Raw genomic sequence first — 23,509 nt, forward strand, 5'->3', positions numbered from 1 at the left:
TGTTGGCAAGGGGGCTGGCTGGGGACGGTCACCGGTGGCGGGGCCACGACCGCGGTGCCGGTGGTATCCGGCATCGCGCTCACGGAGTGAGTACGCGGCCTCTGACCTGGCGGTTGTGACGGCGGCGCGTCACCTCGAAGGGGACTACCGTGGCCCCGCAGCAAGCGGCCACTCCCACCCAGATCGGCAGCATGAAAATGAGCGTGAATGAGCTGACGATCCAGCCCGTCGTGAACGTCACGTCGGCCCATAGTGGAAAAAGCGCGAGCCGGGTGGAGAACAGCGGGATCGGTCGTCCCGGGCTGCGTGACGCGGCGTACTGCACGTAGATGATGCTGGACAATGCCCCGACGATGACGGCGGCCGTGATGGTGATGATCTGCATGAGAATCTCCTGATCTGAGAAATTCTGCATCCAGAAAACTTCACCGAGGGGCTTCGCGTCATGTCACGGAACAGCGTGACTTGAAATCACGAACCGATCCTGATAATTGCCGCGCCCGCATCCCTACACGGGGGTATGGCCCACCAGGTAGTCCCGCACGGCTTCGGGCAGCCCCGCGTCGATGGCTTCGGCGAACGGAGCCCAGCGGATCTGCTCCGGGCCGAGTCGCGCCTCCGCCGAGGGGGCCCGGCTCAACAGCTGGCACACCACAGCGGGCCGTGCGTCCTCTCCAGCCGCCCCCTGCGGCCGCAGAACCGATGTGCCGTCGACCAGGTACCCGGTGAGCTCGTACACGAGGCGCGCCGCGCTGGCCTCCGCCGACTCGGCGAGCTGCGGAGCGCCCGACGGCAGCCCCCAGCTGCCCTGCGCGCCCACCATCAGCAGACGCCCGTCGTACATGACGACCGCGTCCACCACGCCCCGGGCAGCCTGCTCCAGCGTCATGGCCCAACCGTCCCTTTCCTCCTCGCGCGACCGGCCGACCGGCCCCGTCCGAGCCCCCCTTTCCTACCCGGGGCACATCGGTTCACGCGGCGCGGCGAGCTCGCGTCTATGCTTGTAAACAGCGGAATCGCCCATCGTCACCCAGCTGTTCCACCCGCACAACGGGAGCAGGAATGACCAGTGAAGCCGGGCCGATCAGCGCCGAAGCCCGTCGGGCGCTCGAACAGGAGCTTGCGGATCTGCACGCCGAACGCAACGCGGTCGCGGCAACCCTGGGCGACACGGACTCGGCGGGAGACACCGCCGACCAGGCCGACGAGTTGCAGCGTGCCACTCAGTTGGACCACCTCGACGCCCGTATCACCCGGATCACCGTGCGGCTGGACGGGGCGGCGGAGGCCGGTCCGCCCCGCACCGATGTGGTCGGTCTGGGAAGCACCGTCACTGTACGGTTCGCGGACGGCGGCCAAGAGACGGTCCAGATCGGCGACGTCGCCGAGCCGTTGGACCAGACGTTGGTCACCACCGACAGTCCTCTGGGCCGCGCACTGCTCGGCCACCGTGCCGGTGACTCCGTCAGCTACGAGGCGCCCGAGGGACGGACGACCGTGACGGTGCAGTCGCTGGGCGCCGCGTAGGACCCGTATCGCCGTCTCCCAGGACAATCAATCCCCGTCCCGCTCGGGAGCCGTGCGGTCACGAGCCGAGTGCCACCACAGCCTCGTCGGTGTACACCAGGAAGGTCAGGCTCTGGCGGAAGTACAACTCGATCTCGTTCGCGTCATGCGTGGTGTAGCCGATCGCGAGGTCCTCACCGAGCCGCAGTTCGAAGTCCCCACCGCGGGTGGACAGCAGAAAGGCGCCGTCGACCGCGGGCGCCCAGATGGGCGGGGCATCCAGCATCCGGCTGAGATGCTCCGTGATCGGATAGCCGTGGTCGGACGTCTCGCTCACCAGGGTGTACGCGTCGGCGCCCAGCAGCAGCGAGTACGGGCCGGCGACTCCGGCCAGGCGTAGGGTCGTCAGCGCGCGGCTGACGGCATCCGGGTAATCGCGTGTCTCCGCCGGCAGGCCGTGCACCGGATGGGAGGTGCGCCTGCGCAGTCCGTCGATGCCCGCTGCCCCGTACCCCTCGAAGACGGCCCGGTCTTCGGTGAACGCCATGGCGCGCGCCGCGTCCTTGACCGGTTGCCAGTCGGAGTCGTTCGAGCCGCGCTCTACGTCGTCCACCGCATCGCGACCGACCTTGAAGGGGACGCGCAGTTCGACCAGGGGCTGTACTTGGCGCAGGAGAGCGGTGACGCCCGGTCCGGGCCCTTCGATGCGGGTGAGATGGCCGGTGCCGACCGAGGCGAGCGCGGGACCGTCGGGTCCGGTGACGTCCACGACACGACGGCCCCCCACGTTGCGCTGGAAGGTACGGCGGGCTTCCTCCTCGATCTGTGCCCATGCCTCGGGCGTGATCGGCGCGAGTTCGCGGTGCAGGTTGTTCATACCGTTGGGCGTGGACACGTGATCAGGCTCCTTTGAGACTGCCGATCCCCAGGGAGCCCTCGGCCGCCGACGCTCCGGTGGGCGCGGCGGGCGGGTCGTCGAGGAAGTCGGCGCTCGGTACGTGGAACAGACAGCCGGTGACCGCCGTGGAAAAGTCGAGGATTCGGTCGTGGGTATGGGGTTGGTCACCGAGGAACATGTTCCTCAGCATCTGTTCGGTCACCTCGGGAGTGCGCGCATAGCCGATGAAGTAGGTACCGAACTCCCTTTGCCCGATGCTGCCGAACGGCATGTTGTCACGGACGATCTTCCGTTCGTTTCCGTCCGCGTCGGTGATGGTGTTCAGTGCGACATGCGAGTCCGCGGGCTTGATGTCGTCCGGCATTTCGACGTTCGCCAGCTTTGTGCGGCCGATGACCTTTTCTTGTTCCTCCGTGGGCAACGCGTTCCAGGCGGCAAGGTCGTGCACGTACTTCTGCACGATCACGTAGCTGCCGCCCGCGAAATCGGGGTCCTCGTCACCGATGAACACCGCGTCGGCCGCGACCTGGCCCTCGGGGTTCTCGCTGCCGTCGACGAAGCCGAGGAGGTCGCGCTCGTCGAAGTACTTGAAACCGTGCACCTCGTCCGCCACGGCGACCGCTCCGTAGAGACGTTCGCCGATCAACTGGGCCAGTTCGAAACAGAGGTCCATGTGGTGGGCTCGCAGATGGAAGAGCAGGTCACCAGGGGTGGACGGGGCTCGGTGCCGGGAGCCCGTCAAGGCGACGAACGGATGCAGATCGCGTGGGCGGGGTCCTGCGAAGAGGCGGTCCCAGGCGGCGGAGCCGATGCCGACGACGCAACTCAGCTCCGCGTCCGGAGCGCGGAAACTGACCGATCGTCGCAACCCGGCCACGTCCTGGAGCAGGTCGCGAACGGCAGGCTCGCCGCCAGGTGCCATGGTGCACACGAGGAACAGGGCGGCTTTGGCGGGTGGGGCCATCACGAACTGCGACTCAACCACGGAGCCTGCCTCCTACTTGTCGTGGCTATGGCGCTACGCACGGCAGAATAACGTGAGGAAACAGAATAAATACTAGGATTGGGTCGCGGCGATGTCGACCGGTGCGGGCACACAGGCGCCTGCCTGCGCGTATTGCACCCGGCCCCTGGTGGTCGAGGATTAGCCCCCATCCATTGTGCCCTCTTCACGAAGGAATCCTGGCGATCCGCAATATGGGGTCGCGAAAGGGTAGCGGCGCCCAGGACTTCGGGGCGAAGACCCCCCGGGGCGAACCGTCTACCCCACGGGCCCGAGGTTGCCTTCAAGGGTCGACCGGGTGATGGGAGGGCGGTCCCAGAGGGCGAGGAGTTCGTTGGCGAGGGCCACGATCGGGAGCGGGTGGCGGCTGCCGTGGATCTCGATGGAGGCGGCCGACAGGCTACGTGGGACGGCTCCGGCATCGAGCAGGACACGCCAGTCCTCCGGCCCGAGTTCCAGGAACTCGAGCCCGGTCAGCTCGGCGATCTCCAGCGGGTCGGCGAGCGTCCCGGGGTAGGCCGTGAGAGTCCGCAGGCGGGGGAGTCCGGTGACGGGGGCGAGGCTGAGCGGCTCTCCCTCCCACACACCGATGGACAGGACCTCCAGCTCGGGATGGACGGCGGCCTCGATACTGCTCAGGCTTGCGATGTTGACCCGAGCCACGGCGGGTGGCTGGTCCCCGCGAGGGCCCCGGCGCCCTTCGCCGAGTCCGTTCGATACCAGGTCGGTGAGGGAGCCGGCGAGCAGGTCGCCGCCGACGTCCTGCTCATGGTCGAGCATGATGATCTGTCCCACGTGTCCGCGCGGGCCCGGTGTCAGGTCCACCGCGATGCGGTCACCACCGCCGTTGTCGCCGAAGACGATCCAGCCGCGGGGGCCGACCAGACCCTGCACCGCGGCATCGGGCGGGGTGCCGACCGCCTTCATCGCCGCGAACTGCCAGCGGGACGGACGGGACGGAGCGTCGGCGATGTACAGCGCGTCCAGGGAGAAGAGCTCGCAGCCGACCGCATCGTAGACATGCTCCGCCGCCTCGTAGTCGTCGCCCCAGTCCTCCCACCGCGCCCGGGTCACGCGGTAGAGCACCTTCAACTCGTCGGGCAACACGACGCCGAGGCGCGCTTCCGCGGCGGCGATCTCCGCCTCGGTGGCGCCGATGGCATCGGGGATCCGCTCGCGGAGCGTCCGCTCCAGCGACGCCAGATCCACCGACGGGGCGGGCACCGCTCCGGGAACCGGTTCGGGAAGGCGGCGCCAGGGTTCGGGGACGGCATCCTCGACCAGGATGAGTGAACCCGGATGCGGATTGCCGATACCGGGCTCCGCGGCGGGGCTGGGGTGAAGCAGGTGGAGTACGGCGCTCCCGTCGGGCGAGATCTCCGCCGCGAACGAGATGTCGTCGACACCCGCGTCGGCGAGTGCGCCGCGCACCCGCTCCACCGCGTCGAACTCGTCCCGCATGTCCTCGATCTGGAGGGCTCGTCCGGGCTGCGGGCGCCGCCGCGGCATGGGCAGGCTCCACCCGTGTTGGCCGATCCGTCCCGCCACGTAGCCGCCCGGTGCGGCGATGCTCTCCGCGTGGGCGGTCCGCAGAAGCCGCAGCACGGGTTCCCAGATCGCGAAGTCATGTATCGAGGGCAACGGCGGCCTCCGGGTGTCTGATGGTTGTTCAAAGAGCCGAGGAGCGCCGCCGACCTGGGACGAAGGGACCTGTCCAGGGTCCCGCTCGTCGCCGGGAAAGCCGCACTCCTCAAGTGAGTCAGCGTATCGGGTCCTCCTCACGTGTGTGCTGAGAGCGACGGCAACCGCGTGGTGACGCGGGCCGTTGTCGTGCTGCTCATGGCTACAAGTTGTAGCCTCCCGACACCTCGATGTTCTGAGCGGTGACCCAGCGGCTCTCCTCGGAGAGCAGGGCGGCGATCATCATGCCGATGTCATCGGGTTCGCCGACCCGGCCGAGAGCGGTCTTAGCCGCGAGGGCCGGGATGACTTCGGGAAACCGCTCGAAGGCGTCGTCGGCGATCCGGGTGCGCGTCGAGCCCGGCGAAAGGGAATTGACGCGGATGCCTCGCGTGCTGAACTCCTTGGCCATGTAGCGGCTCAGCACGTTGAGGCCGCCCTTCATCGACGCGTAGGCCGAGTAGCCCGGCTCCAGGCCGGACCCCATCGCAGAATTGCTGCTCGTGTTGACGATGGCCCCACCGTCTTCCATCAGCGGCAGCAGGCATTGCGTCAGGAAGTACGGGCCCTTGAGCAGAACCCGCATCAGCCTGTCGAACGTCTCCTCGGTCGTATCCTCGATCAGCGACGTGTGGGCGAAGCCGGCGTTGTTGACCAGGTAGTCGAACGTGTCGCGCTGCCAGGTGTCGCGCAACACGTCGACCACGGAACGCCGGAAGGCCGGGAAGCCGCCGGTCTCACCGACGTCCAGCGGCAGCGCGACGGCAGTGCCGCCGTCCTTCTCGATCGCGGCCGCCGTCTCCAACCCTCCCAGGGCATTCTTGCCGTAGGTCAGAATGACTCCGGTTCCTCGTTTGGCGATCTGGATCGCCGCGCTCTGCCCGATACCGGAGCTGGCGCCCGTGATGATTGCTACCTTCATGATGGTTCTCCTTGGGTGTCGCTATGCGGCAGAGGCCGGGGACAGGACTCGGGCGAGCCAGTCGTTGCGTGTGCGGCGGGCCTCGGCCGAGACACGCGCCTGCGGGTACAGGGCGTCGAACCCGTGGAAGCCTCCGGCCCAGACGTGGAGTTCCGCTTGGCCGCCGGCCGCCCAGATCCGGGTGGCGTAGGCGACATCCTCGTCGCGGAAGACCTCGGCCGAGCCGGCGTCGACGTAGGTGGTCGGCAGGTTCGAGAGGTCGTCGGCCACCGCGGGTGAGACATAGCAGGGCACCCGCGCGTCCCGGAGGTCGCCGAGCACCGAGCGCCAGCCGAACTCGTTCATCTCACGGGTCCAGACACCGGGATCGCCGGAGTACTGCAGGCTCGAGGTGGTGGTGTTGCGGTGGTCGAGCATGGGGCAGATGAGCACCTGGGCGGCGATCGGCAGGGTGCCGCTGTCGCGCGCCCTCAGGGTGACCCCGGCGGCGAGGCCACCGCCGGCGCTGGCGCCCGCCACGACGATGCGGGCGGGGTCGATGCCCAACTCGTCGGCGTGCTCGGCGATCCACAGCAGCCCCTGATAGCAGTCGTCGACCAGAGTCGTGCCACCGACTTCGGGCGCCAACCGGTAGTCCACGGAGACCACGACGGCACCGAACAGGTCGAGCCACTCCAGCGGGATGTCGATCTGTGAGAAGCGATCTCCCATGACCATCCCACCGCCATGTATCCAGAAGACGCACGGCGCCCCCGCGGGGTGCGTGGTCCCGGCGGGGCTGAAGACCGACATGGGAATCCGCGCACCGTCCTCGCCTGACACGGTGACCTCGCACCGGTCGACCGAGTGGCCTTCGAGAAGGGGCTCGACCGGCGTCGACGGGAGCTGGCGCAACTGCGCGAGCAGTTCGGGGCCGAGGTGGGTCATGAGCGGCATGTCGGCGAGCAGCGCGCCCAGTTCGGGGTCCAAGGCGGGTCGTGCGAGCGTCACGGTGACTACCTTTCGTCGGGTCGTACGGGATGGTCAGGGGTGGAGGGCGCCTGCCCACCGGAGTGAGGAAGGGCTGGGGATCCAACAGCGGCCTCAGAAGGCGGCCTTGCCGCGAACCGGTACGTAATCGGTGTACTCGGGGTCCTTCGCCAGCAGCCCGTCGAACCGCTTCACGATGGCCTGAGCCGCTTCGCCGACGAAGACCCGGTGGTGGTCCTCCTCGCTGGTCCAGCCCTCGGTGACATGGACGACGTCGGGGTGGGACGCCGAACGGCAGACGAGATAGACGAGGCAGTGTTCACTCGTCCCGGGATTGACGTCGCTCAGGCCGGTCAGCAGCAGGTCGGCCAGCTGGTCGCCCATTCCGGGCCTTGCGGTCAGGGTGGCGTTGAATCCGTGATTGACGATCATGACTACCTTCTTCCGCGATGGACCGATCGTGCAGGTGTGCTGGTCCTGGAGCAGAAGGCCCTTTGGCTCTCCGCTGGACTCCAGTGACTCCATTCAAGCGGCCTGACCTGCGGAAACGGTAGAACGATACTGTCGGCTCCTTGCACAATCCTCTTCCGTGCAGGAGCCGACGACAGGGCGTGTGCTGCAATGAGGCATGTGCCTCGAAGAGCTCCGCACCTTGCTGGCCCGACACGCACGGCCGGAGTGGACCACCGCCATCGACGGCGTCCTCATCTCGAAGGTCGAGCGGTCCGACCCGCCGGCGCCGTCGATGACCGGCACGGTGCTGGCGGTGATCGCACAGGGCGCCAAACGCCTCGCGCTGGGTGACCGGGTGTACGAGTACCGCGCTGGGCAGTACCTCGTCGCGTCGGTGGACCTGCCTGTCACCGGACAGTTCACCGACGCCGACCCGGAGCACCCCGCCCTGGGTTTCGGTCTCACGCTGGAACCGTCCGTCGTCGCCGAACTGCTGCTGCAGGCCGGGCCCGGAGATGCCCCTCGCGCAGGCGGCAGCGCGTTGCCGGGCATCGCCGTCAGCGACGCTCCGGATCCGCTGCTCGACGCGGTGGTCCGGCTGCTGCGTCTGCTCGATGAACCCCGCGACCGGACGGTGCTCGCGCCGCTGGTCAAGCGGGAGATCCTGTGGCGGCTGATCACCGGCGAACAGGGCCGTATCGTGCGCCAGCTCGGCCTCGCCGACAGCAGCCTCAGTCACGTCGCGCGGGCGGTGCGGTGGATCCGCGAGCACTACGCGCAACCGTTCAAGGTCGAGGACGTCGCGCAGCTGTCCGGCATGAGCGTCTCCGCCTTCTACCGCAACTTCCAGGCGGTCACCGCGATGAGCCCCATCCAGTTCCAGAAACAGATCCGGCTGCAGGAGGCCCGACTGCTGCTCGCCACCCACCCCAACGACGTCACCGCGGTCGGCCACCGCGTCGGTTACGACAGCGCGTCACAGTTCAGCAGGGAGTACCGCCGCCAGTTCGGCGCACCCCCCAGCCAGGACGCCGCCCGCCTGCGTCACACCGCGCACACCACCGCGAGCGCTCTTCCCTGACACGACGGGACATCAAGGTACTGCCGTCCTGCGCAATGGCTGCGTACGGCCCGTCCGGGCCGCGCACGTCCGCAGCGACCGTGGCGTCGTCCTGGCCGACCCCGGCCACGCACCGGCCAAACGCAGTTCACCGGCCGGCAGCAGGCCGGTCGGGCCCGCACCCACGGTGATCACGTCGGTGTCCATCACCGGCCGGTCCCCGTGCGGCTGTTGACGCAGCCGCAGCACGCGAAGTCTCTTCGTCCCTTCCAGCAAGCCCAGTTGGTGGCCCCGTCGACGGAGACGGGGGGTCGGTCAGGGCACGGCAGGTCCCGTGATGAGTCGGCCCTTCCTGTCGTACGGCCAGACGTTGGGGACGCAGCCGTGCATGCCCTTGATCTGCTGCATCATCACGGGGGCCGGCTTGCCCGCGCCGGGGCAGGTCACGTGGTGGTGGCCGAGGAAGTGGCCGACCTCGTGGTTGATGATCAGCGCCCGGTAGGCGGCCACGTCGTGCGCGTACACGGGAGTCGCCAGCAGCCACCGCCTGAGGTTGACCACGACGTCCTTGCCCACACTGCAGTTGACCTCACCGCCGGTGTCGAGTCCGTACCGGCCGCAGATCTTGTCCACCGTTCCCGGCGTGGCGAGCCGTACGACGAAGTCGGGCGTGCCGCCGGTGACACGCCGGAACGCACTCTCGCCGTCGGCCGTCCAGCCGCGCGGGTCGGCAAGTATGCCCTCCACCTGCTGGGCGACGTCGGCAGCCGACTGCTTGAGGCCGTCCTCGACGACGACCTCGTAGCGCAGCAGCCGGCTGCCCCGCCCCACGGTCCCGCTCCCGCCGCCCGCGGTGGCGAACGTGCCGGGGCCCGAGGACGGGACGGAGTCCGGGGAGGAGGCCGATGCGGAGGACCCCGAGGACGGCTTGCCCATCCCGCTGGTCCTGGCGCCGGGTTCCTTGCTGTGCTCGGCGCCGGCCGTCGTACTGCTCGGCTTCGCCGACCGGTCCGGTGTCATCGAGGGCTCGTCCGGCGCCGACCGGGAGGGCCGTGCGGCGGCAGCGGGCCGGTCGTCGCGTCCGGAGGCCGTGGGCGCCGTCCGGTTGATGGCGAGGGTGGCGACGCAGACGAGGACGGCGAGCGCGGCGACGCCCCCCAACAGAGGCGCCTTCCCCTTCCGGCCGCGCCCGTCGGCGTGCGCGGGGCCGCTGCGACGACGATGGGATCGCGGGGGAGGGGGCGTCGCACGGTGGGCGGTCGTGGTCATGGCCGACAAGGCTGTGCACCCGATGTGATGGGACCTGGATCGGAAGATAACGAGACCGTAACGCCCGATCGTGGACGAGACTATGTGATCGTCCCGTAACAGTTCCCTGGCCGGACGTGGACTCCGCGTCAAGTCCCTTGATCCGTACGGATACTGAGTGCATGCCACGTGTCCTGCTCATCGAAGACGACCGCGCCGTACGGGAGGGCGTCCTGCTCGCGCTGAGCCGTCAGGGACACGACGTCGCCGCCGTGGGGACCGGCGAGGACGGGCTGGCCCGGCTGCGGTCCTTCCGACCGGACGTCGTCGTGCTCGATCTCATGCTGCCCGGCCTGAGCGGTCTCGAGGTGTGTCGCCGGATCCGTACCGAGGACCAGGTGCCGATCATCATGGCGACCGCCCGCGGCGACGACACGGACATCGTGGTCGGCCTCGAAGCCGGAGCGGACGACTACGTCGTGAAGCCGGTGCGGGCACGCGTCCTGGAAGCCCGTATACGTGCCGTCCTGCGCCGGGTCGGCGGAGCGCCCACCGACGGTGGCATACCGAAGATCGAGGCCCACGGGGAGAACGGCGAACTGGCCATCGACCGGTCCGGGTTGGCCGTCACCCGGCAGGGTGTGCAAGTCTCCCTCGCCCCTTCCGAACTGCGGCTCCTGCTGACGCTCTCGGCCTCGCCCGGCCAGGTGTTCTCCCGGCAGCAGTTGCTGGAGGCGGTCTGGGAGCACAGCTACCACGGCGACTTGCGGCTGGTGGACGCCTGCGTCAAGCGGCTGCGCACCAAGATGGGCGAGCCGGCGGGGCAACCGCGCTACATCCAGACCGTGCGCGGTTTCGGCTATCGGTTCCAGTCCCGGTGAAACCACCGCTGCGCGGCCTGCGCGGCCTGCGCGGCCGACTGCTCGTGGCGTTCGTGCTCGTCGCCGCCGTCGCCACCCTGACCACAGGCGCCCTGACCTTCCGGGAGGCCCGCACCGGGGTGCTCCAGCAGAGCCAGGACAACGTGATCAAACGCCTGCGATATCACGTCAACGCCCTGGCGGCAGGCGTCAGTTACCCCCCGAGCCGGCCCGACCTGGAGTGGATCGCCGCCGAGGTGGCCCGCGCGGAACCTGCGCAGAACTGGCGCGTACTGGCCACCTACCGCGAACTGCGGGCCACTTCCACACCACAGGACAGGTTCACCGAGCTGACACCCGCCATGCGGTCGGCCGTGAGCTCCCGCCGAGCCGCCGTCTTCCAGCGGGTGTCGACGCACGGCGGCTCCTCGCTCGTCGTCGGCCTGCCGGTCACCTTCGAGACCCCCAGCGAACACCCGGCCTCCGGGGTCGCGGTCTTCCTGACGGTGCCGCAGACCGGTGAACAGGGTTACGTCGACGCCCTGGTCGCCGCCATCGGTCGCGCCGTCCTGCCCGCCCTGGGCCTGGCCGTCCTGCTCGCCCTGCTGGCCGCCCGGGGCGTGCTGCGTCCCGTACGGGAGTTGCGTCGCGCCACTCGCAGGATCGCCGAGGGCCACCTGGACACCCGGCTCGCCATCAACGGCTCCGACGAACTCGCCGACCTTTCCCACACCTTCAACGAGACCGCGGCCGCGTTGGAGGGGTCCGTGGCCGAACTGCGCCGCATGGAAGCCCGTGCCCGCCGTTTCGTCGCGGACGTGTCGCACGAGCTGCGCACCCCGCTGGCCGCGATGTCGGCGGTCACCGACGTCCTCGACGAGGACGCGGCCGGGCTGACCCCGGACACCGCCACGGCCGTACGGCTCATCAGCGAGGAAACCGTGAAGCTGGCCCGCCTGGTCGACGACCTGATGGAGATCTCCCGTTTCGACGCGGGCGCGGCGGCCCTGCAACTGGACGACATCGACCTCGCCGAGTCCCTCCGCCGCACCCTCGCCGCCCGCGCCTGGCTGGACACGGTGGACACCCTGCTCCCCGAGCCCGGCGAACTGCGCGGCCGGGTCGACCCGCGCCGCCTCGACGTGGTCGTCGCGAACCTGGTCGGCAACGCGCTCCGCCACGGCGCACGCCCGGTACAACTGCTCCTGTACGCACGGGAGTCGCCGGACGCGGACGACACGGGGTGGGCGGTCATCGAGGTGCGGGACAGCGGGCCGGGCATCCCCGCCGACGTCCTGCCGCACGTCTTCGACCGCTTCTACAAGTCGGACACCGCCCGGACCAGAACGGAGGGCAGCGGACTCGGGCTCTCCATCACGGCCGAGAACGTCCATCTGCACGGTGGCACGATCCGGGCGGCGAACCGCGCGGAGGGCGGCGCCGTGTTCACGGTCGGGATCCCCCTGGGACGGTCCCTGGGACAGCCTCGGGAACGGGAGGGTTCATGAGCCGCACGCGCCGGTCGTCGCGGTCCGCGCTGCTGCTCACGACCGCCTTCCTGCTTTCCTCGTGCGGCATCCCCGAGACCGGCGTCGTGGAGGCCGGAGAGCCCGCCACCGGGATCCGGCCGGCCTACGTCCTCTACTTCGTCGGTGAGGGCACCCTGCTTGCCGTGCGCCGCCATGTCTTCGGCCCGGGTGGCATCGAGACGGCCGTGGCGATGCTGTTCCAGGGCCCGGACGCCCAGGAACGCCGTAAGGGCATGACCACCGAGCTTCCACCGATGAGGTACGCCCCAACGGTCCGGACGGACGGCGGACGGCTGTCGATCGAACTGCCGGACCGGACTGCGCCTTTGACCGGGACAGCACTCGCCCAGCTGATCTGCACGGCCGCCGGCGTCCGCCTCGTCGAGACCCCGGACGCCGACACCGCGTCGACGCGCGTGACCGTGACCGTGACGGGCCCCGGAGGCTGGCGCGCCGAAGGCTCCAGCGCGACGTGCCCATCCATGACGGGGGCCGGCTGATTCCGCGAGGCCCACGGGCACGCCGCAGACGCGGCGGCCGGAGCACGTCATCGGTGGCCCAGTACGTTGACCACCCGCCCGTCGGGATCACGAACGAAGAACCGGCGCACCCCCCACTCCTCGTCCTGCAAGGGGTGCACGATCTCCGCGCCGCTCACGCGCATGGCCTCATAAGCCGCGTCCACGTCATCCACTTCCACGCTCATGTCGGGCGTGACCGGTGCCGTCTTGTCACTGGTCATCAGGCTGACCTGTGCCGTCGGGTGGGACGGCGAGGCGAGGGTGACGATCCAGCCGTGGTTCATGACCTCTTCGAAGCCCAGCAGGCCGTAGAACTCCCGACTCTCCCGCACGACTTCCGACCGGACATTGGGTACGACACGGCGAACGGCCATCGACGACTCCAAGTGAGAGCGAATCTGTCCCTACGCCTCACCGTACGATGGCGTCGCTTGTCACCGCCCCGGTAGGCGGACCTGGACCTCTTGCAGCACCCACCCGTTGCCGTCCGGATCGCTGAACGAGGCGAATGAGGCGTAGCTGCGACCCTCTGGATCGGGGCCGTCCGCCTGATCCTGCACGCCCGCGTCGTAAACGTTGTGGTAGACCTCGCTCACCTCGACGCCTCTGCTGATCAGGTCGGCACAGGCCTGTTCCAAGTCGGAGACCACAAGGTAGTTGTGGGCGGAGCCCGGCGCCGCTGGGGTGATCCCGCGGCCGAAATGAATCGAGCATTCCGACCCCGGTGGCGTGAGCTGCACGAGCCGGAATCTCGGACTGGCCTCGAAGTCCGCGTCGAGCCGCCACCCCAGGCTTCGATAGAAGTCCAGGGCGCGACTGACGTCGGTGACCGGGATGACGGCGACCTCGAGCCTCATGCTCATGGTCGGCTCCTTGACGACGTCCGTTGCGCCGTCCTGCTCTCTCTGCTGGGTGCTCATGGCGATCTCCCATGACGGCCGCCCGGTTCGGCTGTGGCCCCTGATAGGCCCCCACCGGCGGGAACCCGAGCACCGGCTCCGGGTCACCCATGGACCGACTACGCGGTAGTTGTCGTACGACCGATGATATTGGCGATGACGTCCGACGGCGCGCCGAGCTCATCGTTCCCCGGGTGAATCAAGGCTTCCGAAGATCCGCGGATCCGCCATTGACATTATGCAGGTAAGTACCTGCATAATAGAGCGTGAGCCTCGAAGCTAGAGCGATGGACTTGGTATTCAAAGCGCTGGCCGACCCCACCCGGCGACTCCTGCTCGATCGTCTGCGCGAGCACAACGGCCAGACGCTGAGCGAGCTGTGCGAGCGGTTGGACATGACCCGCCAGTCGGCGACACAGCATCTCGACATCCTTGGGCAGGCCAACCTCGTGACCGTCGTGCGACGGGGACGGGAGCGGCTTCACTACCTCAACCCGACACCGATCCACCAGATGGAGGAGCGCTGGATTTCGGGGTTCGACAAGCCCCGCCTGCAAGCGATCAGTGCCATCAAGAACCAGGCAGAGGAGTACGCCATGACCGACGGACCCATGTCCGTGCCGACCTATGTCTATGTCACCTACATCCGTGCGAGCGCGGAGCAGGTGTGGCAAGCCCTGACGGACGCGGACCTGACAGCGCGCTACTGGGGACACGCCAACATCTCGGACTGGCAACCCGGTTCGACCTGGGAGCATCGACGCGTCGACGGCTCAGGTGCCGTCGATGTCGTCGGTCAAGTGATCAAGACCGAGCCTCCGACGCGCTTGGTCATCACCTTCGAGGACGCCCCCGACGCCGAAACGCCGAGGGAGCCGTCGGTCGTCACCTTTCTCGTCGAACCACACGAGGACATCGTCCGCCTCACCGTGACCCACGAGAATCTCCCCAACCAGGAGATGCTCAACGGCATTTCGCGCGGATGGCCGGCCGTGTTGGCGAACCTCAAGTCGCTGCTCGAGACCGGCGATGTCCTCCCGCAGGCGCCGTGGGAGATGTCTCCCGGGCACGCCTGAGACAGCACTCGCCACCCCCTTCCCGTATCCCGCAGGCGTGTTCCTCCCGGCGACCAGTAAGTAGATCTGAAGCTTTCTGAAACAAAAGCTAACTGGAACTTCTCATTCTGGTCGGCGATGGTGGAGTCATGTCCGCACGCATCGCCTCTCCCCGCTTCCTCGCCCTGGTCGGCACCGTCGTGCTGTGGGCGTCGGCCTTTCCCGCCATCCGGGTCGGCATCGACGGCCTGGGGGTGGCGGCGCTGTCGTTCCTGCGGCTCCTGATCGCCGCCGTCGCGCTGCTGGCCGTGGCGCCCTTCGCGAAGGTACGGCTGCCGCGACGCGGCGACCTGCCGCTGATCACCCTGTGCGGGGCCACCGGCATGACCGCGTACCAGGTCCTGCTCAACTGGGGTGAAGTGCACGTGGAGGCCGGGACCGCGAGCCTGCTCATCGCCATCGCCCCCGTCTTCAGTGTGCTGCTGGGAAGCCTGTTCCTGGGCGAGCGGCTCACCCGCGACATCGTCGTCGGCAGCGTCGTCGCCCTCGCGGGCGCGGCCGTCGTCAGCCTGGCCCAGGGCACCGGCGGGTTCTCCGTCTCGGCCCTCGTCATCCTGGCGGCCGCCGTGGTCCAAGGGGTCTACCACTTCGCGAGCAAGCCCCTGCTGCGCCACTACACCGGTCTGGAGGTCGCCACCTACGCGATGGTCGCGGGTACGGTCTTCGCGCTGCCCCTGATCCCCGCCACCTGGCACGCAACCGTCCACGCCCCGGCCTCCGCACTCGCTTCCGCCGCCTACCTGGGCCTCCTGCCCTCCGCCCTCGGCTTCGTCATCTGGGCCTACGCCGTCGCCCGGCTGCCGCTCGCCGTCTCCACCGCGGCCCTGTACCTGGTGCCGCCGGTGGCCCTGATCGTCTCCTTCGTCTGGCTGGCGGAGGTGCCCCGCCCCATCGCGCTGGCCGGTGGAGCGATCAGTGTCGCGGGAGTGATCCTGATCAGCCGGAACAAGCAGAACCACCACCCCGCCAACGCCCCCGCCATGGACGCGTCCGAGCCGCAAGGAGCCGCTTGTGCTTGACGTACGCCGCCTGCGCATCCTCCAGCACCTGGCCGCCTACGGAACCGTCGCGGCGACGGCGGACGCGCTGCACCTGACCGCACCGGCCGTCTCCCAGCACCTCGCCGCCCTGCAGAAGGAGGCCGGCACACCCGTCGTCGAGAAACACGGCCGCACGCTGCGTCTGACCGCCGCCGGAGAACTGCTGGTGGCCCACACCGAGGTCATCCTGGCAGAGCTCGCGGCAGCCGAGTCCGGCCTGGCCGCGATGAAAGGCGGCCGTCGCGGCACGGTACGGATCAGCGCCTTCGCCTCCGCCGCCCGCACCCTCGTTCCGCCCTTGTTCGAACGTCTCAACGGCACCGACACCGATCCCGCTCCCGACAACGGCACCGGTGCCGCCCGGGACCTCTCGCTGCGGCTCTCCGTCCAGGAGCCAGACGAAGCCCTCGACGAACTCCACAAACGCTCGACCGACCTCGCGCTGGTGCACAGCTACACCGTGCTGCCGCGCAGTGTCCCCGCGGCAGCGGAGCAGACGGTCCTGATGGAAGAACCAGTCCTCCTCGCCCTGCACCCCGACCGGGCCCGCCTGGAGGGCCTCGCCGCCGGGCAGCCCGCGGACCTGTCCCGTCTGGCGCATCTGCCGTGGCTGACCCCCGGCCCGGAGACCTCCTGCTACGAGATGATCCAGCGGGCCTGCGGCGCGGCCGGCTTCGTCCCGGACATCCGGGCCTCCAGCAGCGATTTCTCCGTGCTGACGGCTCTGGCCGCCGCCGACGCCGGTGCCGTCCTGGTTCCGCGCATGGCCCTGCCGGACCACACCGCGCCCCTCAGCCTCCACCCCCTGGTCCGTCCCGTGTCCCGGACCGTCTTCACGGTCAGCCGCGCGGGCACCGGCAAACACCCCGACCTGCGGGCCGTACTGGACCTCCTGCACGAGACGGCCACGGCGCTCGACGACAGGACCGCCGGCCGCCCCGACCGGCCCCGGTGATCGGACGACCGCCCCACGCAACCTCGAGGAGCGCTGTCCCCTCATACCAGGGGAACCCACCCGGGTACTCGGAGAGGAGCGCCTGTTGGCCGGTCAGTTGTCCCGCCGGAAGTTCATGGTCTACTCGCTCGCGGCGTCCACACTGACCCTCGCGGCGCCTGTCGGCTGCGACACGTCGTCGGCGGAGGGTGTCGAGCCCACCGGGGCGGAGGTGCACGGGCCCTCCCGAGTCCTGGTGACCGGCGCGGACGAGGAGATGCTGGTCCTGGAGGTCACCGTGGCCAACAAGGTGGTCGTACGACTGCCGCGCGTCGAGGTCGGGCAAGGCATCACGACCGCGGTCGCCATGATGATCGCCGAGGAACTGGACGCCCGGCTCGTCGACGTCGACATCCCGCTCGCCGAGGCCCGCACCAAGGGGAACCAGTACACCGGCGGCTCGAGTTCCGTCCGTTCCCTGTACGGTCCCGCCCGCGCGCTCGCCGCCACCGCCCGGGCCCGGCTGGTGACCGCGGCCGCCCGACGCTGGCACCTGCCCGCCCGGAGCCTGCGTACCCGGGACACGATGGTGGTCGCCCCCGACGGCCGTACGGCCACCTTCGGATCGCTGACGACGGCCGCCGCCCGGATCCACCGGCCCGACGTGTCGAGCAAGCCCAAGCCCGCCTCCGAACACAAGGTGATCGGCCGGCCGACGGGCCGGATCGACGCGCGGGACATCGTCACGGGCAAGGCGAAGTACACCGGGGACCTGGAGGTGGCCGGGGCGAAGCCGACCGTGGTGGCCCGGCCGCCGACGCTCGGTGGGCGCCTCGTCTCGGTCGACGACCGTGCGGCCCGCGCCATGCCCGGCGTCCACGCGGTGGTCAAGGTCGCCGGCGGTGTCGCCGTGGTGGCGGAGTCCTTCCACCACGCTTTCAAAGCCCGCGACGCCCTGCGCATCACCTGGAGGCCGGGGCCGCTGGCGTCGTTGTCCGACGCCGCCATCCGGTCCCGGCTGCGGGCCGCCGTTCCCTCGGTCGGCGCGCCGCCGCGCGGATCGGCGCAGGTCGAGGGCGAGTTCGAGTTCGCCTTCGTCAGCCATGCCCCGATGGAGGTGCTGACCGCGGTGGCGGACGTACGCGCGGACCGGGCCGAGATCTGGTTCTCCTCCCAGACACCGATGGACGCGCGCGAGAGCATCGCCTCGGCGATCGGACTGCCGAAATCAAAGGTCCGCGTCCATGTCGTGCGCGGAGGCGGCTCCTTCGGACGGCGGTTGAACTACGATGCCGCGATCGAGGCCGCTCTGATCTCGAAGGCGGCACGGCGACCGGTGAAGCTGATGTGGAGCCGCGGGGACGACATCCGGCACGGCCGGATGCGCGGGGCCTCGCATCACCGGATCCGGGCCAGCCATGAGCGGGACAGGGTGGTGGCCTTCAGCCATGCGATGGCCTCGGTGAGCGAGTCGTACGAGCGGCAGGGCCTGGCCGCTCAGGGCGGCGTGGCCGTTCGGAGCGGTGTGACCACGGTGGCCGCGGGCCCGCTGCCCAGCGACAGCGGCCTCTACAACTTCGGGCGCGTTTCGGGGAGTTCGGGCTCGGTCGAGCTGGCGATGCCGCTCGGAGCCTGGCGGTCGGTGGACTCCGGGACGATGCGCACAGCGGAGGAGATCGTCGTCGACGAGGTCGCCGCCGAGCTGGGCAAGGACCCGGTGGCCTTCCGGCGCGGCACGCTCAGGAACAAGGCGGTCAAAGCCGTACTCGACAAGGTCGCGGCCGCCGGACACTGGGGTCGGCGCCTGCCGTCCGGCCAGGCGCAGGGTGTGGCCGTCCACGAGGAATACGGCTCCTGCGTGGCCTGCCTGGTCGAGATCGACGCCACCGACCCGAAGAACCCCCGGGTGACCAAGGTGGTGATGGCGGCCGATGTCGGAACGGCCGTCAATCCGCGCGGACTCGAGGCCCAGCTCATGGGCACCGCCGTCGACGGCATCTCCACCGTGCTGCGGGCCGGACTGCACATCGACCGGGGTGCGGTACGCGAGGGCAGCTTCGCCGACTTCCGCTACGCCCGCCAGCAGCACTCCCCGTTGCGCTTCGAGGCGCACATCGTGCCGTCACGGCGCGAGCCCGGCGGGGCCGGCGAGCTCGGCGTGCCGGCGGCGGCCGGTGCCGTGGCGAACGCCTACGCCCGTGCGACCCGTACCAAGCCCCGCCGCTTCCCGATCAACTTCTGATCGCTGTCCGAGAAGGTGCCGATGCCCTCCTATTCCTTCGTTCTCAACGGAAAGCCGGTCACCGTCGAGGCCCCCGCCGACATGCCGCTCCTGTGGGTACTGCGCGACCTGCTGCACGTCACCGGCCCCAAGTACGGCTGTGGCGTGGGCGTTTGCCGTGCCTGCACCAGCCATCTGGACGGGGCGGAGATCCAGCCCTGTGTCGTCCCGGTCGCGGACTGCGTGGGCCGCGGGGTCACCACCATCGAGGGCCTGGCCGACGGCGACACCCTGCACCCCGTGCAACAGGCGTGGCTCGACTGCGATGTCGCTCAGTGCGGCTTCTGCCAGCCGGGCCAGATCATGGCCGCCGCGGCCCTGCTCAAGAAGACGTCCCGGCCCACGGACGACGACATCGACCGTATCGAGAACGTGTGCCGCTGCGGCACGTACTCCCGGATCCGCGAGGCGATCGAGAAAGCCTCCGCCGCCGACGACCATGTGACCCGCCCCGGTCAGAGCCACCCTTGAGGCACGTGGTGGCGTTCGGTGGCGGTGGGGTCAGGCGTCCGCGACCGTCGCCGTGACGGGTGTGCCGATCTCGACCGTGCGGCTGACCGTGCAGAGCCGGTCGTGGGAGGTCTTGACCGCCCGGGGGAGGATCGCGCGGGCGCGGTCGCCGAGTTCGCCGTCCGGGAAGGTGACGGAGAAGGTGACCGCGAGGTCGGTCATCCGGTTTCCGAACTCGTCATTGATCTTGTCGCCCGTGACGGAGACGGTGAACCCGGTGGGCTCCGCGTGGCGGGCGGTGGCGACATCGACGTCGGCCGCGGTGCAGCCCCCGATCGCGGCGAGCAACAGCTCGACCGGGGTGAAGTCGGCGCCGCCGTGGGGATCGGAGCTGGTGCCGAAGCTGATCGTGCCGCCGCGAGGGTTCGTCGCGGTGAAGTGGCCGGTGCCGGTCCGCTCGACGGTGACGGAGCGCAGGGTGTTTTCGGTCATGCCGACGACACTAACGCGCAGGTGGCGAGAGCTGGCCCCGCCGACGGTGCGACGCGAAGAAACGGCGCCCGCGCATCCCCGTCCCCGTCCTACGGGGTGCTTCTCAGGGGCTGCAGTACGGCGGCGCCGATCCGCAGGAGCGCGGACAGGGGTGGCTCGACCCAGCGGGTCAGTTCGCGCTGCAGGGCGGGGTCGAGCTCGATGGTCACCCGGACGTATCGGGTGTGCAGGTGAGTGACTTTGACGGGGCGGGACGCGGCGACGTCCGGTTCGCGCTGCAATGCCGCTCGGTAGGTGTCTTTGCGCTGGTTCACGCCTTGTCCTGACGTTGGATGAGTTCGTCTGCGAGGTCCATGTATGCCGAGCCCTTGACCTCGACCGGGCTGCCGAACGACTGGGCGTACAAGTCGAGTCGGGGAATGTGGGTGGACAACACGTCGAAGCCCCGCTCGGTGAGGGCTTCGCGAGCGTCGGCATCGGGGCCGGTGCGCGTGGCATCGGGACGATTGGTGCGGTTCAGCAGGACAGCGGCACGGGCCGGCTGGGCCCGCAGCGACTGCACGTCGCTCATCTCGCTGCCGATGGGTGCCATGCGATCCAGCTCGATGGGGGCCGGGGTCAGCGGCACGATCCACTCGCTCGCGTATCTCATGATGCTCCGCGCGATGTGGGCATGGTCCTCCAGCTGCGGGGCGTCGAACACCACGGCCTGTCGGTTGCCGAGAAAGTCGTTCACGCGCCGGTGCACGTCGCCCACCGGAAAGGCGATCACCGGAAACGGGAAGCCTCCCGCCAGTTCGCTCCAGCGCAAGGCGGAGGAGGCGGGGTCACTGTCCACCAGCAGGGGTGAGAGGCCCGACTCGTGCAGGGCGTGGGCCAACCAAACCGCGCTGGTCGTCTTTCCCACTCCGGGTTTCAGGTTCACAAAGGCATAGCTCAGCGACACGAGACGCAACGCTAACGGTCGCGAGCGGCCGACTGCCGTCGGCGCGGCGCACGCTCTCCCTTTTCACCCTGCGGCGCCGTGAATCATTCGTAGGGGCTAACGCGGAAGGTCGACGCCGGGTCAGTCGGCCAGCGCGGAGGCCAGTTCCCGCGCGGCTTGCACGAGTTCCTTGTCCGGTTCGTCGAGCAGGCGCTGGATCGTCTCGCGGTGGGCGCGCACGGCTCGGCGTGCCTCGCGTTCCCAGCCCACGTAGTTCTCACGGCGATTGAGCAGCTTGGGGTAGGCGATGGCCGTACTCTCCCACTGCCGGGCGTCGGCGATGCTCTTCAGCAGCTGAAGGACCTGCACACGGCAGGGGACTTGAGGGAGCTGGGCGAGTTCCCACAGGAAGGGGACGGTGGCGGCGGTGGCCTGGTCCACGACGAAGCCGTACTGGCAGATGCGTTGCCGTAGACGCGCGAGAGCGGCGACGGCGGTTGCTTCGTCACCCGTGGTGATGGCCGCGAGCAGGAAGGGGATGCCCGTGGCGGACCCGGTGGAGTCCTGGAGCTCGGGCCATGGGACGTCTCTCAGATTCTTCAGGGTTGTCTCCATGTCCGCTCCCACGAGAGGCGTTGCGTGATGCCGTGCGCCGGGCGGCTCTGCCGATGCGGCGGCTGTCATGTCGGACCCTGCCAGGGCGCTGATGTCGGCCGAGACGGGGGAGTGGGCAGCATCGCCCAGACGGTCTTGCCTGCACGCGAGCGAGTCCAGCCCCAGTGCTCGGACAGTTCCTCGACGATGCGCAGGCCGCGGCCGTGGACTTCCAGCGACGTGTCCGTGCGTGGGTAGACGGGCGGGCTCTCGTACTGATCGGTGACGGCGCACACGAGATGGGCGCGTCGAAGCGTCAGATTGAGCCGCACGCCGTTCTGCCCGGCGGCGGAGTGCGGTGCCGCGTGAAGTACCGCGTTCGTGGCCAGTTCATTGACGATGAGGACGGCGTCGTCACTGCGGTGGTCCAACTTCCAGTGGCCAAGGGTGCTGCGGGTGAAGGCGCGCGCCTGGGCGAGCCCCTGGCGGGTGTCGGTGATGCACAGACTGGCGAATCTGGGTGAGTTGCACGCGGGATCGCTCCCCCCGGGCCGCCCTTGCCCCTCGACGGCGGAGCGAGCTTCTTCCATGAGTGAGCCGGTCGGAGCGGCTCGACCCGACGATGGCGCAGCCCTGCCGCTTGCAAGGCTCGGTGCTTCGCGTGCAGGTAATGACACGACATCTCCCTGATGCGACGTCAGGTTCGGTGCGGCAACAGCGCGGTTGACTCGCGAGCTATTATCCATCCTGACAGCGCCCGCCGTGCAATTTCACGGGAAATTGCACGAATGGTGGCTGGGGTGGGCCGCACGGGTTCGGTCCGCTCCAGTGGGCGGCCGACCTGTACACCGTGGTGGAACGTGAGCAAGGAGAGTGCGGTGCCGTCAGTGCGAAACGGAATGCGGGCCAGTTCACTGGGTGTTCGCTGGGTGAAGAGTCGGCACAGCAACGCCGAGGGCAACTGCGTCGAGGTGGCGTCCCTGGCCGAGGGAGGCGTGGCGCTGCGCAACTCGCGCGACCCCGACGGGCCGGCCCTCATCTACACAGCGGCTGAAGTGGCCGCTTTCCTGGCCGGGGCGAAAGACGGGGAGTTCGATCATCTGGTGTGAAGCGGAGTCGAACGATTCCACTTCTGCCGACGCGTGCGACAGAGGGCCGCGGGATGCGAGGATGAACCCCGTCGTCTGCCGTTCTCCAGGGAGTCAGGATGTCCGTCGAGTCACCTCGTGTCTCCCGCCTCGAACCGTATCTGACGCGGACCGAGCCCGCTCCGACCTTGCTGAAGATGCTGGTCGGTGTCCAGCTCGCGGGCATCCGCGAAGACGCCGGTCTCGCGCAGGAACAGGCCGCTCGCGCCATCGGGTTCAGTCCGGCGAAGCTGTCGCGCATCGAAGCCGGCAAGGGCCGTAGGCCGCCCACGGAAGGCGACGTCCGCGCGCTGTTGGAGCTCTACAAGACCGATGACCATGAGGCGTCGGTTCTGCTCCAGCTGCTGCGGCGTGCCGGTGAGCCGGGATGGTGGCAGCGCTACGACAAGCGGCTGATGCCCGAGTGGTTCGATCGGCTGGTAGGGCTGCAGGAGGCCGCTGCCGCCATCCGCACCTTCGAGATCCAGTACGTCCCCGGTCTGCTGCAGACTCCGGCCTACACCAGGGCGGTCGTGGAGCGCGGCCTGCCCACGGCACCGGCCGGTGAGGTGCAGCGCCGTGTCGAACTGCGCATGCGTCGACGTGAACTGCTGCGTCGTGAGGACGGCCCTCAACTGTGGGCGATCATCGACGAGTCGGTCCTGTGGCGCGTACTGGGCAGCCGCGAGGTGATGCGCGAGCAGCTCGAGTACCTCGTGGAGATGGCTCAACGTCCCCAGGTGACGCTGCAGATCGTGCCCCTGGACGTGACGCACGCCTCCGCGCCCGCCATCCCCATCACCTACCTGCGCTTCGGCGGCCTCGATCTGCCCGACATCGTCTACCTGGAGCACATCAGGAGCGCGAACTTCCTGGAGGACCGGGACGAGACCGAAGAGTACCGACTGGCTCTGGACCGTCTGGGGGACGAGGCCCTCACCCCGCGGGATTCGCTGACGCTGTTGCGGGACACGACCGCGGGGCGCTATTCGAGCGCGTGACC

The 23,509-nt window shown here is 69.2% G+C and carries 28 protein-coding genes; 12 read left to right on the forward strand and 16 right to left on the reverse strand.

Annotated elements, in window-relative coordinates:
* Positions 1-79: 79 nt before the first annotated feature.
* Both ACZ7M3_RS41175 and ACZ7M3_RS41180 read right to left on the reverse strand, forming a co-directional pair.
* Complete coding sequence (locus ACZ7M3_RS41175) at positions 80-385, reverse strand: hypothetical protein (protein ID WP_351306147.1); 306 nt, start codon at positions 383-385, stop codon at positions 80-82.
* Between the two features lie 123 nt (positions 386-508).
* On the reverse strand, positions 509-889 hold the full coding sequence (locus ACZ7M3_RS41180) for an NUDIX domain-containing protein (protein WP_472070563.1): 381 nt from the start codon (positions 887-889) through the stop codon (positions 509-511).
* 173 nt (positions 890-1,062) lie between these two features.
* Here ACZ7M3_RS41180 and ACZ7M3_RS41185 point away from each other — a divergent pair, with 173 nt between their 5' ends.
* Positions 1,063-1,527 carry a GreA/GreB family elongation factor gene (locus ACZ7M3_RS41185; RefSeq protein ID WP_472070565.1) on the forward strand — a complete coding sequence of 155 codons (465 nt, stop codon included), beginning with the start codon at positions 1,063-1,065 and terminating at the stop codon, positions 1,525-1,527.
* Between the two features lie 58 nt (positions 1,528-1,585).
* Here ACZ7M3_RS41185 and ACZ7M3_RS41190 read toward each other — a convergent pair whose 3' ends face one another.
* The 6 genes from ACZ7M3_RS41190 to ACZ7M3_RS41215 all read right to left on the reverse strand — a co-directional run bounded on the left by ACZ7M3_RS41190 (position 1,586) and on the right by ACZ7M3_RS41215 (position 7,410).
* Positions 1,586-2,383 carry a family 1 encapsulin nanocompartment shell protein gene (locus ACZ7M3_RS41190; RefSeq protein WP_472070742.1) on the reverse strand — a complete coding sequence of 266 codons (798 nt, stop codon included), beginning with the start codon at positions 2,381-2,383 and terminating at the stop codon, positions 1,586-1,588.
* A 22-nt stretch (positions 2,384-2,405) separates the two neighbouring features.
* Complete coding sequence (locus ACZ7M3_RS41195; protein WP_472070567.1) at positions 2,406-3,389, reverse strand: Dyp-type peroxidase; 984 nt, start codon at positions 3,387-3,389, stop codon at positions 2,406-2,408.
* Positions 3,390-3,665: 276 nt separating this feature from the next.
* Complete coding sequence (locus ACZ7M3_RS41200; protein WP_472070569.1) at positions 3,666-5,048, reverse strand: SMI1/KNR4 family protein; 1,383 nt, start codon at positions 5,046-5,048, stop codon at positions 3,666-3,668.
* 202 nt (positions 5,049-5,250) lie between these two features.
* Complete coding sequence (locus ACZ7M3_RS41205) at positions 5,251-6,009, reverse strand: SDR family NAD(P)-dependent oxidoreductase (RefSeq protein WP_472070571.1); 759 nt, start codon at positions 6,007-6,009, stop codon at positions 5,251-5,253.
* Between the two features lie 21 nt (positions 6,010-6,030).
* The gene (locus ACZ7M3_RS41210; protein WP_472070573.1) at positions 6,031-6,999 is read right to left on the reverse strand and encodes an alpha/beta hydrolase; all 969 of its coding nucleotides are present in this window, start codon (positions 6,997-6,999) and stop codon (positions 6,031-6,033) included.
* A gap of 93 nt (positions 7,000-7,092) precedes the next feature.
* Positions 7,093-7,410 (reverse strand): putative quinol monooxygenase, encoded by a 318-nt coding sequence (locus ACZ7M3_RS41215; protein ID WP_472070575.1) that lies wholly within the window; start codon positions 7,408-7,410, stop codon positions 7,093-7,095.
* 196 nt (positions 7,411-7,606) lie between these two features.
* On the opposite strand from ACZ7M3_RS41215, the gene ACZ7M3_RS41220 reads away from it, so the two are divergent.
* A complete protein-coding gene (locus ACZ7M3_RS41220) occupies positions 7,607-8,512 on the forward strand; it encodes an AraC family transcriptional regulator (protein WP_472070577.1) in 906 nt (301 codons plus the stop codon).
* A gap of 294 nt (positions 8,513-8,806) precedes the next feature.
* Here ACZ7M3_RS41220 and ACZ7M3_RS41225 read toward each other — a convergent pair whose 3' ends face one another.
* Complete coding sequence (locus ACZ7M3_RS41225) at positions 8,807-9,655, reverse strand: DUF3152 domain-containing protein (RefSeq protein ID WP_472070744.1); 849 nt, start codon at positions 9,653-9,655, stop codon at positions 8,807-8,809.
* Between the two features lie 266 nt (positions 9,656-9,921).
* Between ACZ7M3_RS41225 and ACZ7M3_RS41230 the strand changes: the two genes are divergently transcribed.
* The 3 genes from ACZ7M3_RS41230 to ACZ7M3_RS41240 are packed head-to-tail and all read left to right on the forward strand — an operon-like array spanning position 9,922 to position 12,628.
* A complete protein-coding gene (locus ACZ7M3_RS41230) occupies positions 9,922-10,620 on the forward strand; it encodes a response regulator (protein ID WP_472070579.1) in 699 nt (232 codons plus the stop codon).
* The gene (locus ACZ7M3_RS41235) at positions 10,617-12,107 is read left to right on the forward strand and encodes a sensor histidine kinase (protein WP_472070581.1); all 1,491 of its coding nucleotides are present in this window, start codon (positions 10,617-10,619) and stop codon (positions 12,105-12,107) included. Before ACZ7M3_RS41230 ends, ACZ7M3_RS41235 begins: the two co-directional genes overlap by 4 nt.
* Positions 12,104-12,628, forward strand: coding sequence for a hypothetical protein (locus ACZ7M3_RS41240; RefSeq protein WP_472070583.1), 525 nt, complete (start codon positions 12,104-12,106; stop codon positions 12,626-12,628). Before ACZ7M3_RS41235 ends, ACZ7M3_RS41240 begins: the two co-directional genes overlap by 4 nt.
* Before the next feature lie 47 nt (positions 12,629-12,675).
* Here the strand turns inward: ACZ7M3_RS41240 and ACZ7M3_RS41245 are convergent, their stop codons facing one another.
* A complete protein-coding gene (locus ACZ7M3_RS41245; protein WP_472070585.1) occupies positions 12,676-13,023 on the reverse strand; it encodes a VOC family protein in 348 nt (115 codons plus the stop codon).
* 60 nt (positions 13,024-13,083) lie between these two features.
* The gene (locus ACZ7M3_RS41250) at positions 13,084-13,569 is read right to left on the reverse strand and encodes a VOC family protein (RefSeq protein ID WP_472070587.1); all 486 of its coding nucleotides are present in this window, start codon (positions 13,567-13,569) and stop codon (positions 13,084-13,086) included.
* A gap of 266 nt (positions 13,570-13,835) precedes the next feature.
* On the opposite strand from ACZ7M3_RS41250, the gene ACZ7M3_RS41255 reads away from it, so the two are divergent.
* From ACZ7M3_RS41255 to ACZ7M3_RS41275, 5 genes are all read left to right on the forward strand, one after another.
* Complete coding sequence (locus ACZ7M3_RS41255) at positions 13,836-14,624, forward strand: ArsR/SmtB family transcription factor (RefSeq protein WP_472070746.1); 789 nt, start codon at positions 13,836-13,838, stop codon at positions 14,622-14,624.
* Positions 14,625-14,752: 128 nt separating this feature from the next.
* On the forward strand, positions 14,753-15,682 hold the full coding sequence (locus ACZ7M3_RS41260; RefSeq protein ID WP_472070589.1) for a DMT family transporter: 930 nt from the start codon (positions 14,753-14,755) through the stop codon (positions 15,680-15,682).
* Positions 15,675-16,658 (forward strand): LysR family transcriptional regulator, encoded by a 984-nt coding sequence (locus ACZ7M3_RS41265; protein ID WP_472070591.1) that lies wholly within the window; start codon positions 15,675-15,677, stop codon positions 16,656-16,658. Before ACZ7M3_RS41260 ends, ACZ7M3_RS41265 begins: the two co-directional genes overlap by 8 nt.
* 115 nt (positions 16,659-16,773) lie before the next feature.
* Entirely contained in the window at positions 16,774-18,879 is a 2,106-nt protein-coding gene (locus tag ACZ7M3_RS41270; protein ID WP_472070748.1) for a xanthine dehydrogenase family protein molybdopterin-binding subunit, read from the forward strand.
* A 21-nt stretch (positions 18,880-18,900) separates the two neighbouring features.
* Positions 18,901-19,389, forward strand: coding sequence for a (2Fe-2S)-binding protein (locus ACZ7M3_RS41275; protein WP_472070593.1), 489 nt, complete (start codon positions 18,901-18,903; stop codon positions 19,387-19,389).
* Between the two features lie 30 nt (positions 19,390-19,419).
* On the opposite strand, the gene ACZ7M3_RS41280 is transcribed toward ACZ7M3_RS41275, so the two are convergent.
* The 5 genes from ACZ7M3_RS41280 to ACZ7M3_RS41300 form a co-directional block, all read right to left on the reverse strand.
* The gene (locus ACZ7M3_RS41280) at positions 19,420-19,860 is read right to left on the reverse strand and encodes an OsmC family protein (protein WP_472070595.1); all 441 of its coding nucleotides are present in this window, start codon (positions 19,858-19,860) and stop codon (positions 19,420-19,422) included.
* An 89-nt stretch (positions 19,861-19,949) separates the two neighbouring features.
* Entirely contained in the window at positions 19,950-20,174 is a 225-nt protein-coding gene (locus tag ACZ7M3_RS41285; RefSeq protein WP_472070597.1) for a hypothetical protein, read from the reverse strand.
* On the reverse strand, positions 20,171-20,806 hold the full coding sequence (locus tag ACZ7M3_RS41290) for a ParA family protein (protein ID WP_351306056.1): 636 nt from the start codon (positions 20,804-20,806) through the stop codon (positions 20,171-20,173). Before ACZ7M3_RS41290 ends, ACZ7M3_RS41285 begins: the two co-directional genes overlap by 4 nt.
* A gap of 120 nt (positions 20,807-20,926) precedes the next feature.
* Positions 20,927-21,469, reverse strand: a complete 543-nt coding sequence (locus tag ACZ7M3_RS41295) for a hypothetical protein (RefSeq protein WP_388398736.1) — start codon at positions 21,467-21,469, stop codon at positions 20,927-20,929.
* Complete coding sequence (locus ACZ7M3_RS41300) at positions 21,466-21,969, reverse strand: ATP-binding protein (RefSeq protein ID WP_472070599.1); 504 nt, start codon at positions 21,967-21,969, stop codon at positions 21,466-21,468. Before ACZ7M3_RS41300 ends, ACZ7M3_RS41295 begins: the two co-directional genes overlap by 4 nt.
* Before the next feature lie 309 nt (positions 21,970-22,278).
* Here ACZ7M3_RS41300 and ACZ7M3_RS41305 point away from each other — a divergent pair, with 309 nt between their 5' ends.
* Positions 22,279-22,488 carry a DUF397 domain-containing protein gene (locus tag ACZ7M3_RS41305; RefSeq protein WP_054233872.1) on the forward strand — a complete coding sequence of 70 codons (210 nt, stop codon included), beginning with the start codon at positions 22,279-22,281 and terminating at the stop codon, positions 22,486-22,488.
* 98 nt (positions 22,489-22,586) lie between these two features.
* Complete coding sequence (locus tag ACZ7M3_RS41310; protein ID WP_472070601.1) at positions 22,587-23,507, forward strand: helix-turn-helix domain-containing protein; 921 nt, start codon at positions 22,587-22,589, stop codon at positions 23,505-23,507.
* The last annotated feature ends 2 nt before the right edge of the window (positions 23,508-23,509 follow it).

Source organism: Streptomyces sp. NPDC111656 (genome assembly GCF_055656965.1).

What these genes read in the sequence shown, in the direction of transcription:
- ACZ7M3_RS41190 (WP_472070742.1), bottom strand. Translation starts at nt 2,383, where the DNA reads ATGAACAACCTGCACCGCGAACTCGCGCCGATCACGCCCGAGGCATGG.
- ACZ7M3_RS41250 (WP_472070587.1), bottom strand. Translation starts at nt 13,569, where the DNA reads ATGAGCACCCAGCAGAGAGAGCAGGACGGCGCAACGGACGTCGTCAAG.
- ACZ7M3_RS41295 (WP_388398736.1), bottom strand. Translation starts at nt 21,469, where the DNA reads ATGACAGCCGCCGCATCGGCAGAGCCGCCCGGCGCACGGCATCACGCA.
- ACZ7M3_RS41255 (WP_472070746.1), top strand. Translation starts at nt 13,836, where the DNA reads ATGGACTTGGTATTCAAAGCGCTGGCCGACCCCACCCGGCGACTCCTG.
- ACZ7M3_RS41240 (WP_472070583.1), top strand. Translation starts at nt 12,104, where the DNA reads ATGAGCCGCACGCGCCGGTCGTCGCGGTCCGCGCTGCTGCTCACGACC.
- ACZ7M3_RS41260 (WP_472070589.1), top strand. Translation starts at nt 14,753, where the DNA reads ATGTCCGCACGCATCGCCTCTCCCCGCTTCCTCGCCCTGGTCGGCACC.
- ACZ7M3_RS41180 (WP_472070563.1), bottom strand. Translation starts at nt 889, where the DNA reads ATGACGCTGGAGCAGGCTGCCCGGGGCGTGGTGGACGCGGTCGTCATG.
- ACZ7M3_RS41300 (WP_472070599.1), bottom strand. Translation starts at nt 21,969, where the DNA reads ATGGAAGAAGCTCGCTCCGCCGTCGAGGGGCAAGGGCGGCCCGGGGGG.
- ACZ7M3_RS41205 (WP_472070571.1), bottom strand. Translation starts at nt 6,009, where the DNA reads ATGAAGGTAGCAATCATCACGGGCGCCAGCTCCGGTATCGGGCAGAGC.
- ACZ7M3_RS41230 (WP_472070579.1), top strand. Translation starts at nt 9,922, where the DNA reads ATGCCACGTGTCCTGCTCATCGAAGACGACCGCGCCGTACGGGAGGGC.
- ACZ7M3_RS41185 (WP_472070565.1), top strand. Translation starts at nt 1,063, where the DNA reads ATGACCAGTGAAGCCGGGCCGATCAGCGCCGAAGCCCGTCGGGCGCTC.
- ACZ7M3_RS41310 (WP_472070601.1), top strand. Translation starts at nt 22,587, where the DNA reads ATGTCCGTCGAGTCACCTCGTGTCTCCCGCCTCGAACCGTATCTGACG.
- ACZ7M3_RS41275 (WP_472070593.1), top strand. Translation starts at nt 18,901, where the DNA reads ATGCCCTCCTATTCCTTCGTTCTCAACGGAAAGCCGGTCACCGTCGAG.
- ACZ7M3_RS41175 (WP_351306147.1), bottom strand. Translation starts at nt 385, where the DNA reads ATGCAGATCATCACCATCACGGCCGCCGTCATCGTCGGGGCATTGTCC.
- ACZ7M3_RS41280 (WP_472070595.1), bottom strand. Translation starts at nt 19,860, where the DNA reads ATGACCGAAAACACCCTGCGCTCCGTCACCGTCGAGCGGACCGGCACC.
- ACZ7M3_RS41220 (WP_472070577.1), top strand. Translation starts at nt 7,607, where the DNA reads ATGTGCCTCGAAGAGCTCCGCACCTTGCTGGCCCGACACGCACGGCCG.
- ACZ7M3_RS41270 (WP_472070748.1), top strand. Translation starts at nt 16,774, where the DNA reads ATGGTCTACTCGCTCGCGGCGTCCACACTGACCCTCGCGGCGCCTGTC.
- ACZ7M3_RS41245 (WP_472070585.1), bottom strand. Translation starts at nt 13,023, where the DNA reads ATGGCCGTTCGCCGTGTCGTACCCAATGTCCGGTCGGAAGTCGTGCGG.
- ACZ7M3_RS41305 (WP_054233872.1), top strand. Translation starts at nt 22,279, where the DNA reads ATGCGGGCCAGTTCACTGGGTGTTCGCTGGGTGAAGAGTCGGCACAGC.
- ACZ7M3_RS41215 (WP_472070575.1), bottom strand. Translation starts at nt 7,410, where the DNA reads ATGATCGTCAATCACGGATTCAACGCCACCCTGACCGCAAGGCCCGGA.